The sequence below is a fragment of the Streptomyces exfoliatus genome (assembly GCF_000725545.1).
Lineage (GTDB): Bacteria > Actinomycetota > Actinomycetes > Streptomycetales > Streptomycetaceae > Streptomyces > Streptomyces exfoliatus.
In genome coordinates this window covers 35,219-50,094 of the sequence record NZ_JNZP01000017.1, presented here as the reverse complement: position 1 = coordinate 50,094, position 14,876 = coordinate 35,219, and the positions used below count along the sequence as shown (strand labels likewise).

Annotated in this window: 15 protein-coding genes; 11 read left to right on the top strand and 4 right to left on the bottom strand. The window is 72.1% G+C overall.

Going from position 1 to position 14,876, the window contains the following annotated elements; genetic code table 11:
- Positions 1–141: 141 nt before the first annotated feature.
- The 5 genes from IO20_RS0120865 to IO20_RS0120845 all read left to right on the top strand — a co-directional run bounded on the left by IO20_RS0120865 (position 142) and on the right by IO20_RS0120845 (position 3,964).
- Positions 142–2,268, top strand: a complete 2,127-nt coding sequence (locus IO20_RS0120865) for an ATP-dependent DNA helicase UvrD2 (RefSeq protein ID WP_397787751.1) — start codon at positions 142–144, stop codon at positions 2,266–2,268.
- Positions 2,269–2,440: 172 nt separating this feature from the next.
- Positions 2,441–2,800 (top strand): hypothetical protein, encoded by a 360-nt coding sequence (locus tag IO20_RS0120860; RefSeq protein ID WP_030548481.1) that lies wholly within the window; start codon positions 2,441–2,443, stop codon positions 2,798–2,800.
- 173 nt (positions 2,801–2,973) lie between these two features.
- The gene (locus IO20_RS0120855; protein WP_030207475.1) at positions 2,974–3,351 is read left to right on the top strand and encodes a WhiB family transcriptional regulator; all 378 of its coding nucleotides are present in this window, start codon (positions 2,974–2,976) and stop codon (positions 3,349–3,351) included.
- Positions 3,348–3,671 (top strand): hypothetical protein, encoded by a 324-nt coding sequence (locus tag IO20_RS0120850; RefSeq protein WP_030207473.1) that lies wholly within the window; start codon positions 3,348–3,350, stop codon positions 3,669–3,671. Before IO20_RS0120855 ends, IO20_RS0120850 begins: the two co-directional genes overlap by 4 nt.
- A gap of 110 nt (positions 3,672–3,781) precedes the next feature.
- Positions 3,782–3,964, top strand: coding sequence for a hypothetical protein (locus tag IO20_RS0120845; RefSeq protein WP_030207471.1), 183 nt, complete (start codon positions 3,782–3,784; stop codon positions 3,962–3,964).
- An 80-nt stretch (positions 3,965–4,044) separates the two neighbouring features.
- Here the strand turns inward: IO20_RS0120845 and IO20_RS0120840 are convergent, their stop codons facing one another.
- Positions 4,045–5,424, bottom strand: coding sequence for an ABC1 kinase family protein (locus IO20_RS0120840; RefSeq protein WP_030548478.1), 1,380 nt, complete (start codon positions 5,422–5,424; stop codon positions 4,045–4,047).
- A 41-nt stretch (positions 5,425–5,465) separates the two neighbouring features.
- The gene (locus tag IO20_RS0120835) at positions 5,466–6,641 is read right to left on the bottom strand and encodes a TOMM precursor leader peptide-binding protein (RefSeq protein WP_030548476.1); all 1,176 of its coding nucleotides are present in this window, start codon (positions 6,639–6,641) and stop codon (positions 5,466–5,468) included.
- A 255-nt stretch (positions 6,642–6,896) separates the two neighbouring features.
- On the opposite strand from IO20_RS0120835, the gene IO20_RS0120830 reads away from it, so the two are divergent.
- The 4 genes from IO20_RS0120830 (at position 6,897) to IO20_RS0120815 (ending at position 10,724) form a co-directional block, all read left to right on the top strand.
- Positions 6,897–7,472 carry a M48 metallopeptidase family protein gene (locus IO20_RS0120830; protein WP_030548474.1) on the top strand — a complete coding sequence of 192 codons (576 nt, stop codon included), beginning with the start codon at positions 6,897–6,899 and terminating at the stop codon, positions 7,470–7,472.
- Positions 7,473–7,604: 132 nt separating this feature from the next.
- The gene (locus IO20_RS0120825; RefSeq protein WP_030548472.1) at positions 7,605–9,254 is read left to right on the top strand and encodes a TerD family protein; all 1,650 of its coding nucleotides are present in this window, start codon (positions 7,605–7,607) and stop codon (positions 9,252–9,254) included.
- A 14-nt stretch (positions 9,255–9,268) separates the two neighbouring features.
- The gene (locus IO20_RS0120820; protein WP_030548471.1) at positions 9,269–9,949 is read left to right on the top strand and encodes an AIM24 family protein; all 681 of its coding nucleotides are present in this window, start codon (positions 9,269–9,271) and stop codon (positions 9,947–9,949) included.
- Positions 9,950–9,968: 19 nt separating this feature from the next.
- Positions 9,969–10,724, top strand: coding sequence for an AIM24 family protein (locus IO20_RS0120815; protein WP_030548470.1), 756 nt, complete (start codon positions 9,969–9,971; stop codon positions 10,722–10,724).
- Positions 10,725–10,798: 74 nt separating this feature from the next.
- On the opposite strand, the gene IO20_RS0120810 is transcribed toward IO20_RS0120815, so the two are convergent.
- Together IO20_RS0120810 and IO20_RS0120805 are read right to left on the bottom strand one after the other, a co-directional pair.
- A complete protein-coding gene (locus IO20_RS0120810; RefSeq protein WP_030548469.1) occupies positions 10,799–11,320 on the bottom strand; it encodes an NUDIX hydrolase in 522 nt (173 codons plus the stop codon).
- On the bottom strand, positions 11,317–12,747 hold the full coding sequence (locus IO20_RS0120805) for a zinc-dependent metalloprotease (RefSeq protein WP_030548466.1): 1,431 nt from the start codon (positions 12,745–12,747) through the stop codon (positions 11,317–11,319). The genes IO20_RS0120810 and IO20_RS0120805 overlap by 4 nt, the downstream gene beginning before the upstream one ends.
- A gap of 274 nt (positions 12,748–13,021) precedes the next feature.
- Between IO20_RS0120805 and IO20_RS0120800 the strand changes: the two genes are divergently transcribed.
- A complete protein-coding gene (locus tag IO20_RS0120800; RefSeq protein ID WP_030548464.1) occupies positions 13,022–14,131 on the top strand; it encodes an SDR family oxidoreductase in 1,110 nt (369 codons plus the stop codon).
- A 154-nt stretch (positions 14,132–14,285) separates the two neighbouring features.
- Positions 14,286–14,747, top strand: coding sequence for a molybdenum cofactor biosynthesis protein MoaE (locus IO20_RS0120795; protein ID WP_030548462.1), 462 nt, complete (start codon positions 14,286–14,288; stop codon positions 14,745–14,747).
- Positions 14,748–14,876: the final 129 nt, after the last annotated feature.

Here is a 14,876-nt window from a genome sequence, read left to right as displayed (position 1 = left end):
CATTCCCGGAATTCGTATGACCGGCGGCACGTGCCTGTGGACAACGCTCGGCACCGATCGCGCGCGACCTGGCAGCATTGGGGGGTGACAGCAGCAACGCACTCCACTCTCTTCCCGCAGGTCCCGGAGACGGCCGACGCGGTGCTCGACGGGCTCGACCCGGAGCAGCGCGAGGTCGCCCTGGCCCTGAACGGCCCGGTGTGCGTGCTGGCGGGAGCCGGCACGGGCAAGACGCGGGCCATCACCCACCGGATCGCGTACGGGGTGCGGGCGGGCATACTCCAGCCCGCCAGTGTGCTGGCCGTCACCTTCACCAACCGCGCCGCGGGCGAGATGCGCGGCCGGCTCCGCGAGCTCGGCGCGGGCGGCGTGCAGGCCCGTACGTTCCACTCCGCGGCCCTCCGCCAGCTTCAGTTCTTCTGGCCGAAAGCAGTCGGTGGCGATCTGCCGCGGCTCCTGGAGCGGAAGGTCCAGCTGGTTGCCGAGGCCGCGGCCCGCTGCCGCATCCGGCTCGACCGGAACGAGCTCAGGGACGTCACAGGGGAGATCGAGTGGGCCAAGGTCACCCAGACCGTCCCCGCCGACTACCCGGCCGTCGTCGCCAAGTCCGTCAGGGACGCCCCCCGGGACCCGGCGGAGATTGGCCAGATCTATGCCATGTACGAGCAGCTGAAGCGCGACCGCTCGGTGATCGACTTCGAGGACGTGCTGCTGCTCACCGTCGGCATCCTCCAGGACCGGCACGACATCGCCGACCAGATCCGCCGCCAGTACCAGCACTTCGTGGTGGACGAGTACCAGGACGTCTCGCCGCTCCAGCAGCGGTTGCTCGACCTGTGGCTCGGCGACCGCGACAACCTCTGCGTCGTCGGTGACGCCAGCCAGACCATCTACTCCTTCACCGGCGCCACCCCCGACCACCTGCTGAACTTCCGCACCCGGCACCCGGGCGCCACGGTCGTCAAGCTCGTCCGCGACTACCGCTCCACCCCACAGGTCGTCCACCTCGCCAACGGACTGCTCGGTCAGGCCCGCGGCCGGGCCGCCGAGCACCGCCTGGAACTGATCTCCCAGCGCGACCCGGGCCCCGATCCCGTCTACACGGAGTACGCCGACGAGCCGACAGAGGCCGAGGGCACCGCCCGCCGCATCAGGGACCTCATCGCCGCCGGCGTCCCGGCCGGCGAGATCGCCGTCCTCTACCGGATCAACGCCCAGTCCGAGGTCTACGAGCAGGCCCTCGCCGACGCCGGAGTGCCGTACCAGCTCCGCGGCGCCGAGCGCTTCTTCGAGCGCCAGGAGGTACGGGAGGCGGGCATCGCGCTGCGCGGCGCCGCCCGCGCCGGGGGCAACGACTCCCTCCTCGACGACGTCGAGGACCTGCCCGCGCAGGTCAGGGCCGTCCTGTCCACCAAGGGCTGGACCGGTCAGCCGCCCACCGGCTCCGGCTCCGTCCGCGACCGCTGGGAGTCCCTCGCCGCCCTCGTCCGGCTCGCCGAGGACTTCGCCCGCGCCAAGCCCGGCGCCACCCTCTCCGACCTGGTCGCGGAACTGGACGAGCGCGCCGCCGCCCAGCACGCCCCGACCGTCCAGGGCGTCACCCTCGCGTCGCTGCACGCGGCCAAGGGCCTCGAATGGGACGCCGTCTTCCTGGTCGGCCTCACCGAGGGCATGATGCCCATCACCTACGCCAAGACCGACGAACAGGTCGAGGAGGAGCGGCGCCTGCTGTACGTCGGCGTCACCCGCGCCCGGCTCCACCTCACGCTCTCGTGGGCGCTCTCCCGCTCCCCGGGCGGCCGGGCCTCCCGGCGCCCCAGCCACTTCCTCAAGGGACTGCGGCCCGGCTCGGGAACGCTCGGCGCCACGGGCTCCGGCGGTTACGGCTCCGCTTCCTTCGAGCGCGGCGGCGGGGCGGGCCGGCGCAAGCCGCGCGGCCCCGTCCTGTGCCGGGTCTGCGGGGCGACCCTCACCGAGGCGGGCGCGATGAAGCTGATGCGCTGCGAGGACTGTCCGTCGGACATGGACGAGGCGCTGTACGAGCGGCTCCGCGACTGGCGCTCGGATCAGGCCAGGGAGCTCGGCCAGCCGGCCTATTGCGTGTTCACCGACAAGACGCTCATGGCCATCGCCGAGCGCGTCCCCTCCACCGGTGGGGAGCTCTCGTCGATCTCCGGGGTCGGTGCCCGCAAGCTGGACCGCTTCGGGGACGAGGTCCTGGCCATCTGCGCAGGTGGGGTGGGTGGGGCGGGAGACGAGGAGAGCTGAGGAAAACTCGTCGGAAAAATAGTTTGCGCACGCCCCGTCAAGCCCCATAGGTTCTTAACCACGGACACGGCGGCTTCTTCGAAGCCCTGTCTTCGTGCTGTACTTGTCCAATAGAACATGAGGGTCCGGCTCGCACCCGAGCCCTCCGAGACGCCGAGAGGAGGCGATTGAAGTGATCAGCTACACCATCCAGACCAGCACCGCCAGCTTCGTCAGCACCGCCAAAATGACCGATCGCTCCGTCGTCTCCGCCTGCACCCTCGGCCTTTCCGCCTCGGCGTTCATTGGCACCGGTCTGCCTGTCGCCGGCCTGCCCGTCACCGGCCTTCCCGTCTCCGGACTCTCCGGTCTCGGCATGGCCGCCATCGAGCGCCGCGACGAGCGACCGACCAAGGCACTGGAAGCAGTAGCAGCAGGCAAGGCCTCGGCCTATGGCTTTGCGGCGGCCAGTGCCGGCAACCAGCAGACGACGAAGCACCACCACACGATGTGGGCCTTCCGTGGGCTCGAACCCTGGAGTGATCCAGTCTGATCCGTGATCAGACCGGCGCCTTCAGGGCCGCGGAACCCCACCCGGGATCCGCGGCCCTTCTGTTTGTCCCCGAACGGGGACGACGGCGTGAAGGCGCCTCGGGACAGATACCACCCGGTACCAGCCGAAACCCCGGTCAACAGGCCGGAACGACCAGACGAGGAAAGACCACCGTGCAACTCGAAGCGCACGCCCCGTCCGTACCGCCTTCCGATTCGATCCCCCTGCCCGGCCTCACGGAGGACCCCGCTTTGACCCCCGTCACCCCCCTCACCGCGCTCACCGCGCTGGACGACGCCATCGAGAACCTCGGCGTCCCCGTCCCCTGTCGCGCCTACGACCCGGAGGTCTTCTTCGCGGAGTCCCCGGCCGACGTCGAGTACGCGAAGTCCCTCTGCCAGACCTGCCCCCTCGTGGCGGCCTGTCTGGCCGGCGCCAAGGAGCGCCGCGAGCCCTGGGGCGTCTGGGGTGGCGAGCTCTTCGTCCAGGGCGTGGTCGTCGCCCGCAAGCGGCCCCGCGGCCGCCCGCGCAAGAACCCGGTCGCCGCATGAGCGCCACCGGAACCATCGACCGCCCCCTCACGCACGATCCCCAGAAGCAGGCCCCGATGACCTCTTCCGCAAGCGAGCCCGTCGGCTTCGCGACCCCAGTCTTCTCCCCGTCGGCCGCGCCCACCGCGCGTCAGAACAGGACCCGTGAAATGCAACTCATCCCAGAAGCCCTCGCCCGTGCGCATATGGACCAGCGACGGCATGAGGCCGAGGCGGAACGCCAGGCCCTGCGCCTGGTCGCCGCCCGGCGCATGCAGCGCCGCGCCGAGCGCGTCTCGCTGCGTGCCCGCCGCGCGCTGGCCATGGCCGTCATGCACTAGGCAGTGACCTCGCGCCCTCAGGGGCGCCGTCGCGGGGGCCGGTCCGTCAGGACCGGCCCCCGCGGTGCGTTGTCGGGGTCGCGGGGCCTTGTCGGGTTATCGTCACGAAGATGAACGACGCCCGTACCCCCGAGGGACCCCTCGCCTGCGCGCGCTGCGGCAAGACCGCCGACACCCTGCCGTTGACCTGGACCTGTTCGGTGGAGAACGGCAGGCGCAGCTACTTCTGCGAGGACTGCGCCCGCGCCAACATCCGCTCGATCGAGGGCCGTCTCGACTCCTCCTGGTGGTGACGCCCCAGACGTCGGGGCACACGCCCCGGACGTCCGGTCACACGCCACCGGACGTTTCGTCACGCGTCCGGGGCGTCGGGTCACGCGTCCTGGGTGTCCGGTGACACCTCTTCGGCGTCGGCGGGAGCCGCGAAGCCCGGCAGCCACTCCTCCAGTTCGGCCCGCAGCCGTACCGTCGCGTTGAGCTGGCACAGCACCCCGATGGTGCTCAGCGTCACCCGGTGTATCAGCAGGTACGAAGGCGGCAGATTGAGCTGCTTGCCCAACTGGTGGGCGGGGGAGCGGGGATCGGCGATCCGGGCCGCCTGGGCGCGCATCCAGCCGCGGGTGAAGACGAAGGCCTCCGCCTCGGCCGGCTCGATGATCGGCAGCAGGTACTCCAGGACCGTGTCCGGGGCGAGCGCGACGGACTCCTTCACGAAGCCTTCGCCGCGCAGCAGTTCGTAGACGGTGTCGGCCTCACCGGTGAGCGCCATCCGCAGACAGGTGCCGATGGTCTCCGGCAGCCCGCCCGGAAGCCGGTCCACGGTGCCGAAGTCGAGCACCCCGAGACGCCACGACTCCGGCCCCCCGTCCTCGTCGGTGCCCGGAAGCAGCCGGAAGTTGCCCGGGTGCGGATCGGCGTGCAGCAGACCGGTCCGCGCCGGGCCGGAGAAGAGGAACCGGGCGAGGAGCTGGCCCGCCCGGTCCCGCTGCGCCTCCGTGCCGTCCGCGATGACCTCCGCGAGCGGGATGCCGTCCATCCACTCGGTCACGAGGATCTGATCCGACTGGTGCACCACCGCCGGGACCACCACGCCCGGGTCGTCCGCGAACTCCTCCGCGTGCCTCTGCTGCGACGCCGCCTCCAGGGCGTAGTCCAGCTCCTCGGAGACCCGGTCCCGCATCTCGGCGATCAGCGGCTTGATGTCCATCCCCGGGATCAGCGGCCCGAGCAGCCGGGCGAAGCGGCTCAGCTGCGCCAGGTCGGAGAGCAGTGCCTCCCCGGCGCCGGGGTACTGCACCTTCACCGCGACCTCGCGCCCGTCGTGCCACACGGCCCGGTGCACCTGCCCGATCGAGGCCGCCGCGGCCGGCTTGTCCTCGAACTCCAGGAACAGCGCGCGCCACTCGGCACCGAGCCGCTCCTCCAGGACCGCGTGCACCGTCCGTGTCGGCATCGGCGGCGCGGCGTCCTGAAGCTTCGTCAGCGCCGCCCGGTACGGTCCCGCCACCTCCTCGGGAAGGGCCGACTCGAAGACGGACAGCGCCTGCCCGAACTTCATGGCCCCGCCCTTGAGCTCGCCGAGCACCTTGAACAGCTGCTCGGCCGTGCGCTGCTGGAGCTCGCGGGCGACCAGCTCCGCCGATCTGCCGCCGATCCGCTTGCCCAGGCCCCAGGTGGCCCGGCCCGCGAAGCCCAAGGGCAACGCGGCCAACTTCGCGGTCCGGGTGACCGCCTTCCGGGGAAGATCAGACATACGCCCCTCCAAATCCCAGACTGCCGTGCCGCGCAAGGCCGTTACCCCGCCATTGTGTCCTGCGCCCCTCGGGCTGCCGAGACGCGTACCCCCTCTACGTCGTTCGCCGCCCCGCAGGGACAGTCCGGGTGAGGTCTCAGAAGCTCCGCCCGCCACTCCAGTCGCGGCAGTGACGCCGTCCAGCGGGTGCCCGTGCTCGCCGGGAGATCCCCGTCCAGAAAGGCCAGCGCGTGGGCCGCCGCGAGACCCGCCACCGCCGTCGCGAGCCCCAGGTCGCAGGCGGGCAGCGGATGCGCGGCGCCGGAGCGCCACTGGGCGAGCAGCCGGGGCGAGACGGGCTCCCGGTCGGTCCGCGCCTCCTGGAGACACCGCGCGCAGGCGGTGCCGCCCGGCAGGACGAGCGGTCCTACGGTGCCCGTCGCCTCCAGGACCCCGGCGTACAGGTGCGGGGTGCCGGTGCCGATCCACCGCTCGGCCGGGAGCGGATCGGGGACGTACGCGCCGAGACCGTCGCGCGGTGTCACCACGACGAGTGACAGGCCGGCCCCGCCGGATCCCTCACCCGGCCGGCGCCGGTCGTCCGCCGCGGGACCGCTCGACGCGCCCGGTCCGCCGCGTCCGCTCCGCCACCTCCCGACCAGGCGTCGGGCCGCTGTCGCCCGTCTCTCGCCGACGGCCTCGGAGGGAAGGCCGCCCGGGGCGGTCTCCCAGGGCTCGACCCGGCCCGAGTCCACCACGTCGACCCCGCCGACTCCCGCCGCCGAGAGGAGCGCCGCCACCGTCGCCCCCACCCGTCCCGCGCCGCGGACCTGGACGCGCAGGGCCCGCCGGGCCGCCAGGGTCCGTACCGCCCGCTCCGGTTCGGGGTGGACGACGGAGAGGGAGGCCAGATCGGCACGGAGCGGGTCGAGGGCCGGGTCCGTGACGCCTGCTTTCGGGCCCGGCCTGCCGGGCCTTCCGGTCGTGGCGTCGGCGAGCAGGCCGGCCGACTCGAGGCGTTCGAGGAGTGCGTCGAGTCGGCCCTCGGGCATGCCCAGCGCCCGCGCCTCGGCGCGCAGCAGTTCGGTCCCGCGGGTGCCGTTGAGCAGCCCGAGCAGCGTGCCCGTCCGCTGGTCCACGGGGTCGAGGACCACCGCGTGCGCGGGAGTGACGCCGAACTGGACGCAGCGCAGACTCCGCCAGGCGCGCCGCAGCGCCGGTTTCACCATCGGATGCATTTCCCTGGCCCCCGCCCTCGTCCTGTCCCGCACGGATGTATCGGAACGTCGTGATCGCCAACGTCATCGCGTCATGATCGACAACGCCTCTTTCGTCGTCCCGGGGTGAGAATGCCCCGTCGCCGTGACGGCCGCCGAAAGTTGTCCACAGGCGAGGCAATTAGTCATTCGAATGGTGCGGGACGGGGGCGGATCGTTCCCGAAACCACTCTTGGGGCGGGACTTCCCCCACCGCCGGCGGGTAACGTCGGAGCCGTGCCCGCCGACCCACAGCGCAGTGTGACCGACTCCCCGCACCGAGGTGCGGGGACGAACGCGGTCGAGGTCCGCAGAAGCGCACGACGGAGCAGAACCGTCTCGGCCTACCGCGAGGGCGACCGGACCATCGTGCTCATCCCGGCCCGGATGTCCGAGACCGAGGAGCGCCGCTGGGTCGGCGTCATGCTCGACAAGCTCGCCGCCCAGGAGAGCCGCGGCGTCCTCGGGGACCGCGAGCTGACCGAGCGGGCGCTGCGCCTGTCCGAGCAGTACTTCGACGGCCGGGCCCGCCCCCGCTCCGTGCGCTGGGTCACCAACCAGAACACCCGCTGGGGCTCCTGCACCCCCTCCGAGGGCAGCATCCGTCTCTCCCACCGGCTTCAGGGGATGCCCGAGTACGTCGTCGACTACGTCCTGCTGCACGAGCTGGCGCACCTCCTCGTCCCCGGGCACGGGCCGGGATTCTGGCGGCTCCTGGAGGCGTATCCACGGACCGAGCGGGCCCGCGGCTACCTGGAGGGTGTGGTCGCCGCCGCGCGCCTGCCGCACCTCCCGGCCGCTCGCGAGGAGTGACAGCGCCAGTACGCGCACGTGAGCGGGTTTCCCGATTCCGTACCGAAAACGACCTGCCCTGTCTCAATGTCGCACTCAGCGGTTAGCCTGGCGCGAGCAATCGCCATTCGGGATGGGGGACGGTCGTTACGCATGGCCAGGGAATTCCAACGCGGCCACAAGGCCAAGATCAGTGATCTCACCGCGGGAACCGATCTGTACGTGGGCGTGCAGATCTCGGCGCCCGGGCTGACCTTCGACATCAGCTGTTTCGGACTCGACGCGGAAGAGCGGCTCTCCGACGACCGCTACTTCGTCTTCTTCAACCAGCCGAAGACTCCCGAGGAGTCCGTGCAGCTGCTCGGGGCCCAGTCCGGTGACACCGAGTCGTTCCGCGTCACCCTCGACCGCATCCCCGCCAACATCCACAAGCTGTCGTTCACCGCGACGATCGACGGCGCCGGCCAGATGTCCCAGATCGGCCCCGGTCACCTGCGGATCGTGGCGGGTGGCGAGGAGGTCGCCCGGTACGCCTTCACCGGCTCGGAGTTCAGCACCGAGCGCGCGGTGATGCTCGGCGACTTCTACCTCAAGGACGTCTGGCGGTTCGCCGCCGTCGGCCAGGGCTTCGACGGAGGCCTCGACGCGCTCCTGCGGAACTTCGGCGGAGAGGTCGCCGAAGAGGAGCCGGCCGTGCAGCAGCAGGCCGCCGCCCCCGGCTTCGCGCCTCCGCCGCAGGCGGCGACGCCTCCGGCCTTCGGCGCGCCCGCCGCGCCGGCGCCCGCTTTCGGCGCACCCCAGGCACCCGCGCCCGCTTTCGGCGCGCCGCAGGCGCCCACTCCGCCGCCCGCGCCCGCCCAGCCGGTGCACGCCACGCCCACGATGGTGGCGCCGGTGGCGCCCGCGCCGGTCCCGCCGCCCGCGCCGGCTCCCGCCCCCTACGGGCAGCAGCCGCCGCAGCAGCCCCAGTACGGGCCGGTCCCGGGTCAGTACCCGGGCCAGGGCCAGCCGCCGCAGGCCCCCTACGGTCAGGCCCCCGCCCCGTACGGGCAGGCCGCCCCCGCCCCGTACGGGCAGCAGCCGCCATACGGCCAGCAGCCCGGCGTCCCGCAAGGCGTCCCTCAGGGCGTGCCGGCGACCGGAGCGGGGCTCGCCGCCGCGCTCGCCCCGTACAAGGAGACCGCCACCGGCGCCCGCTGGACCCCGCAGAACCAGCAGCTCATGCGGGTCGACCTGGCCATGGGCGGCACCCCCGTCCTCGCCCGGCAGGGCTCCATGGTCATGTACCAGGGCAAGGTCGACTTCTCCCACAAGGGAGCCGGCTTCACCGGCCGGATCGTCGGCAACGCCACCGGCCAGGAGATGCAGCTGATGCGCTGCACGGGCCGCGGACAGCTCTTCCTCGCCGAGGAGGGTGCCCACCTGCACCCGATCGAGCTCCAGGGCGACGGCATCTGCGTCTCCGCCGAGAGCGTCCTCGCGTTCGACGAGTCCCTCCAGTACGAGGTGCGGCGCATCGAGGGCCACGGCATCCCCGGCGGAGCCCTCTTCACCATGCAGTTCCAGGGCACCGGCACCATCGTCGTCAAGACGCACGGCGTCCCCGTCGTCCTGCCCGTCACCCCGACGACCTTCGCCGACTGCAACGCCGTCGTCGCGTGGTCGTCCGCGTCCCAGGTCATCCTCTCCAGCCAGGTGAGGCTCCGGCGCAACGCCTACCCGGGTCACAGCGGGGAGACCGTGAACCTCCAGTTCCGGGGAGCCCCCGGCAACTTCATCGTCGTCCAGCCCTACGAGGTCTGAGGGAGCCCGAAGTCATGAACCAGCAACTCGCGGGCTACGCCCCGACCCCCGTCGCGGCCCGGATGGAGAACCACGGCCGCACCATGCTCAAGGTGGCCATGGCCTCCGGCCAGGACCTGTACGCCCGGACCGGCTCGATGGTCTCCTACGAGGGCTACATCACCTACGAGCCCAACCCGCCCGCCGCCCGCCAGGTCGCCCAGCAGTGGGCCACCGGCGAGGGCGCGCCGATCATGAAGTGCTCGGGCGACGGGCTGCTCTACCTGGCCGACTACGGCGCCGACGTCGTCGTGATCAACCTCCAGAACGACTCGATCTCCGTCAACGGCACCAACCTGCTCGCCTTCGACGCCCACCTCCAGTGGGGCGTCGAGCGGGTCAAGGGGCTCGCCAAGTTCGCCGGACAGGGCCTGTTCAACGTGGAGATCGCCGGTACCGGCTGGGTCGCGCTCACCTCGCGCGGCACGCCGATCGTCGTCGACTGCGGCCGCGGCGACGACGAGACCTACGTCGACCCCGACGCCCTCGTCGCCTGGTCCCCGGCGCTCAAGGTCAAGGGCAAGCGCAGCTTCAAGGCCTCGTCCCTCATCGGGCGGGGCAGCGGCGAGGCGTTCCAGATGGCCTTCTCAGGCCAGGGAATCGTCGTCGTACAGCCGAGCGAGGACAGCACCGACCGCCTGCGGATCCGGGGCTGAGGGGGAGCGAGAACACACCATGCAGAGCCCGCTTTTCAACCACGCCGAACAGCAGAGCCAGGAGCGGTACGTCATCCAGAACCCGCAGCTCCTGCGGGTCAGCCTCACCGGGCAGGACGACATCCTCGCCCGTAAGGGCGCCATGGTCGCGTACCAGGGGCTCGTCGACTTCGACGGCGAGTACAAGACCCCGAGCCAGCGCCGGGCCCAGGCCCGCACCGGTGAGGGCCTCGACCTGATGCGCTGCTCCGGCCAGGGCACGGTCTACTTCGCCAACCTCGCCCAGTACGTCCACGTCGTGGACGTCGAGCAGGAGGGCCTGACCGTCGACAGCGCCTACGTCCTGGCGCTCGACTCGACCCTCAACACCGAGGTCATCGCCGTCGACAGCCAGTACGGCATCTCCGGCTCCGGCAAGTACCAGCTCAACATCTCCGGCCGCGGCAAGGTCGCCCTGATGACCTCGGGTCAGCCGCTGATGATGCAGGTCACGCCCGAGAAGTACGTCAGTGTCGACGCGGACGCGATCGTCGCCTGGTCCACCGGGCTGCGCGTCCAGATGCAGGCGCAGACGCACAACTCCAGCATCCGCAGCCGCCGCGGCAACACGGGCGAGGGCTGGGAGCTCAGCTTCCTGGGCCAGGGCTTCGCCCTCGTCCAGCCCAGCGAGGTCATGCCCCCGCAGAACGCGGCGATCGGACAGGGCGTCGCCGCCCAGTTCGGCGCGGGACAACACGGCTCCCACGCCCAGAACCAGAACAACGCCTGGAACTGAGCACGGGACACACGTGAGGGGCGGTCGCCACGGCGACCGCCCCTTCCGCATGCCCCGTCGGCGCGGGCGACCCGCTACAGACGGTCGAGCGTGTTCTCCAGGAGACGGACCACCGACGTGTCCGCCACGCCCGCCACCTCCTCGTACGCGAACCAGCGCAGGTCCAGCGACTCCTCGCTGATCTCCGCCACCGCGCCGGCCGGCGCGAGCGCCGCGTACTGGACGTCCAGGTGCCAGTGGCACGGCGCCGGAATCGGATGCCGGTCGAGCCGCACCGGACCGCCCGGCAGCAGGGTCAGACCCGCGATCCCCGACTCCTCCGTCGCCTCGCGCAGCGCGGCCGCCTCCACCGTCACGTCGTCCGGCTCGCAGTGGCCGCCCATCTGCAGCCACATGCCCAGCTTCTTGTGCAGAGTGAGGAGCACCCGACCCCGCGAAGGGTCGACGACCAGCGCGCTGCTGGTCAGATGACCGGCACCGCACGGCTTGTACATGCCGTCGGGATGGGCGTCCAGATGGTCCAGATAGACCTGCCGGAGCTCCTCCTGGCCCCCGTACTCCTTCAGTACGAGGACCGCGTCGTCGTGCAGGCTCACTCCTTGCCTTCCCCGTCCTCCGGGGCGTCGCCCCTCGCCGCGTCGCCGAGCATCTTGTCCAGCTCGGTGAAGTCGAGGTGCTCGCGGTGCACGAAGCCGTCCGGGTCGTCCAGGTCGGTCGCCGTCGGCAGCATGTCGGGGTGCTCCCACAGGGCGTCCCGGCCGTCCACCCCGCGCGCGTCGGTCAGCGACGCCCACAGGCGCGCCGCGTCCCGCAGCCGCCGCGGACGCAGCTCCAGACCGATCAGGGTCGCGAAGGTCTGCTCGGCGGGACCGCCCGACGCCCGGCGCCGGCGCAGCGTCTCGCGCAGCGCGTCCGCCGAGGTCAACCGGGACTTCGCGGCCTCGTGGACCACCGCGTCCACCCAGCCCTCGACGAGCGCGAGCGCCGTCTCCAGACGGGCCAGGGCCGCCTTCTGCGCCGGCGTGTCCTCCGGCTGGAACATGCCCTGCTGGAGCGCCTCCTGAAGCTGCTCCGGACGCGACGGGTCGAGCTGGCCGACCGCCTCCTCCAGCTTCGAGGTGTCGACGGTGATCCCGCGCGCGTACCCCTCGACCGCGCCGAACAGGTGCGCGCGCAGCCACGGCACGTGTGCGAAGAGCCGCTGGTGCGCGGCCTCGCGCAGGGCCAGGTAGAGCCGCACCTCGTCGGAGGGCACGCCCAGGTCCTTGCCGAAGGCCTCGATGTTCAGCGGAAGCAGCGCGGCGCGGTTGGCGGGGCCGAGCGGGAGACCCACGTCGGTCGAGCCGACGACCTCACCGGCGAGCGCGCCGACGGCCTGCCCGATCTGCTGGCCGAACATGGCGCCACCCATGGAGCGCATCATGCCGATCAGCGGGCCGGCCATGGCCTGCATCTCCTCCGGCAGGACGTCGCCCATCGCCGCGCCGACCCGCTCGGCGACCGGGTCCACGAGCTGCTGCCACGCGGGCAGCGTCGCCTCGACCCACTCCGCGCGGCTCCACGCCACCGCCGTGTTCGCCCCGGAGGGCAGCGACGTGACCTGGTCGAGCCACAGGTCGGCGAGGCGCACGGCCTCCTCGACCGCGGACTTCTCGGCAGGGCCCACGCTGGCGTCCTTGGTGCCGTCGGCGGTGCCCTGGGCCACCACCTGGCGCGCGATCTGCTTGGCCATGTCCCAGTTCACGGGACCGCCCTCGTAGCTCAGCATCTGGCCGAGCTGCTGGAAGGCCGCACCGAGATCGTTGGGGTTCAGCGAGCCGAACATGGCCGCGAACGGGTTGTCCGCGCCGCCCGGGCCGCCCATGCCGGGCAGTCCGCCGAAGCCGAACGGGTTCGCCCCGAACGGGTTGCCGCCCTGGCCGCCGGACCCCTGGCCACCTCCGGCGGGGTCCTTCTTCTTGCCCTCGTCGCCGTTGTCCGGCTCCTCCGGCGGAAGGCCGAATCCGAATGGGGTGTCACTCACAGGTTTCCTCGGCTCGTAGGGCCGCCGGCCTCCTGCCGACGGCGACTGCCCGACCAGGGCCCGTCCAGACAAGCCCCGCACACCACCAGCGTAGGTGGTGTCCCGCCGATCGGACCGGGCTCGCGACCGGTCCGATCGGCGGGACACCATCTGACACCCGGGCCCGGAAACGGGCTCGGTGCTCCGCAAGGCCCTGCCCTGCGGCAGGATGGACGCCACCTGGTCCGTACGCGTCATGCGCGTACGTACTGAAGACAACCGCTGGAGACGCCCGGTGAGTTCCCCAGATCCTCAGGTTCGCGGAGCGCGAAACCACTCAACCCGGTCCGCCGTGCGCGGCCCCGTCGTCGCGGTCACCGGCGCCGCTTCCGGCGTCGGTGACCTGCTGACCAGGCGCCTCGCCGCCTCCGACGAGGTCAAGAAGGTCGTCGCCATCGACGAGCGCAGGGGCGACGTCGCCGAGGCGCAGTGGCACGTCCTCGACGTGCGCGACCCGGCCATCGCCGAGAAGCTGCGCGGCGCGGACGTCGTCGTGCACCTCGCCGTCGATCTCGACCTGGAGACCGACCCCGCCGCGCGAACGGCCTACAACGTGCGCGGCACGCAGACCGTGCTGACCGCCGCCGCGGCGGCCGGCGTCCACCGGGTGGTGCTGTGCACCTCCGCGATGGTCTACGGCGCCCTGCCCGACAACGACATCCCGCTCTCCGAGGACGCCGAGCTCAAGGCCACGGCGGAGGCCACCGGCGTGGGCGACATGCTGGAGATCGAGCGCCTCGGCCGCCGGGCACCCCGAGCGCACCCCGGACTCAACGTCACCGTCGTCCGTCCGGCCGTCCTCGTCGGCGGTACGGACACGGCGCTGACCCGCTACTTCGAGTCGCCCCGGCTCCTCGTCGTCGCCGGATCCCGGCCGACCTGGCAGTTCTGCCACGTCGAGGACCTGGTCAGTGCCCTGGAGTACGCGGCCCTCGAGAAGGTCGACGGGGAGTTCGCCGTCGGCTGCGAGGGCTGGCTGGAGCAGGAGGAGGTCGAGGAGCTCTCCGGGATCCGGCGCATGGAGCTGCCCTCCGCCGTCGCCCTCGGCGCGGCGGCCCGCCTCCACCGCATCGGCCTCACCCCGTCCCCGGCCGGCGATCTCGCCTACACCATGCACCCCTGGGTGGTGAGCGTCGGACGGCTGCACGACGCCGGCTGGCGGCCGAAGTGGACGAACGAGGAGGTCCTCACGGCGCTCCTGGAGGAGGTCGAGGGCCGTCACACGGTCGCCGGCCGCCGACTGGGCCGCAAGGACGCCACGGCGGCCGGTGCGGCCGGTGCGACGGTGGCGCTGCTCGGCACGGCGGCGCTCGTCCGGCAGATGCGGAAGCGGCGCGGGATCTGACCGGCGCCGGAGCCCGGTCGGACTGAACCCGCCGGGCCGTACCCGCCGGGCCGGGCTGTCGCGCGACGGTCTGTAGGACCCTCCTACCGACGCCGCCGTCCACCGGTCGAAACCGCTATTCCGGGATCCCGCGCGCGTGCGGCACGATGGGTCCATGGCACCGACGTTTGACCACCCCGGCGAGCAGGCCGCGGCCGACCCGATCAAGCTCCTCGCGATCCGGGAGACCCCGCTCTCCCTCGACGAGGTCTTCCGGGCGGTCGGCGACGACGCCTCCGGCGGGACGACGCTCTTCGTGGGCACCGTGCGCAACCACGACGGCGGCGCGGACGTGGAGGCCCTGGGCTACTCCTGCCACCCCACGGCGGAGGCGGAGCTTCGCCGGGTGGCGGAGAAGGTCGTCGCGGACTACCCGGTCCGCGCGCTGGCCGCCGTCCACCGTGTGGGCGACCTGCGGGTGGGCGACATCGCGGTGGTCGTCGCCGTGTCGTGCCCGCACCGCGGCGAGGCCTTCGAGGCCTGCCGCAAGCTCATCGACGACCTCAAGCACGAGGTCCCCATCTGGAAGCACCAGACCTTCTCCGACGGCACCGAGGAGTGGGTGGGGGCCTGCTAGCGGCAACCCCGGCAGGCAAGGCGGCGCGCCGACACCGTGTAGCCGACCGCCCGATTTGCGTAACCGGCCCCCAGGCGCGAGCGTTGGCATCACAGATGACACAGTTCGCTGATCAACTCACTGGGGATG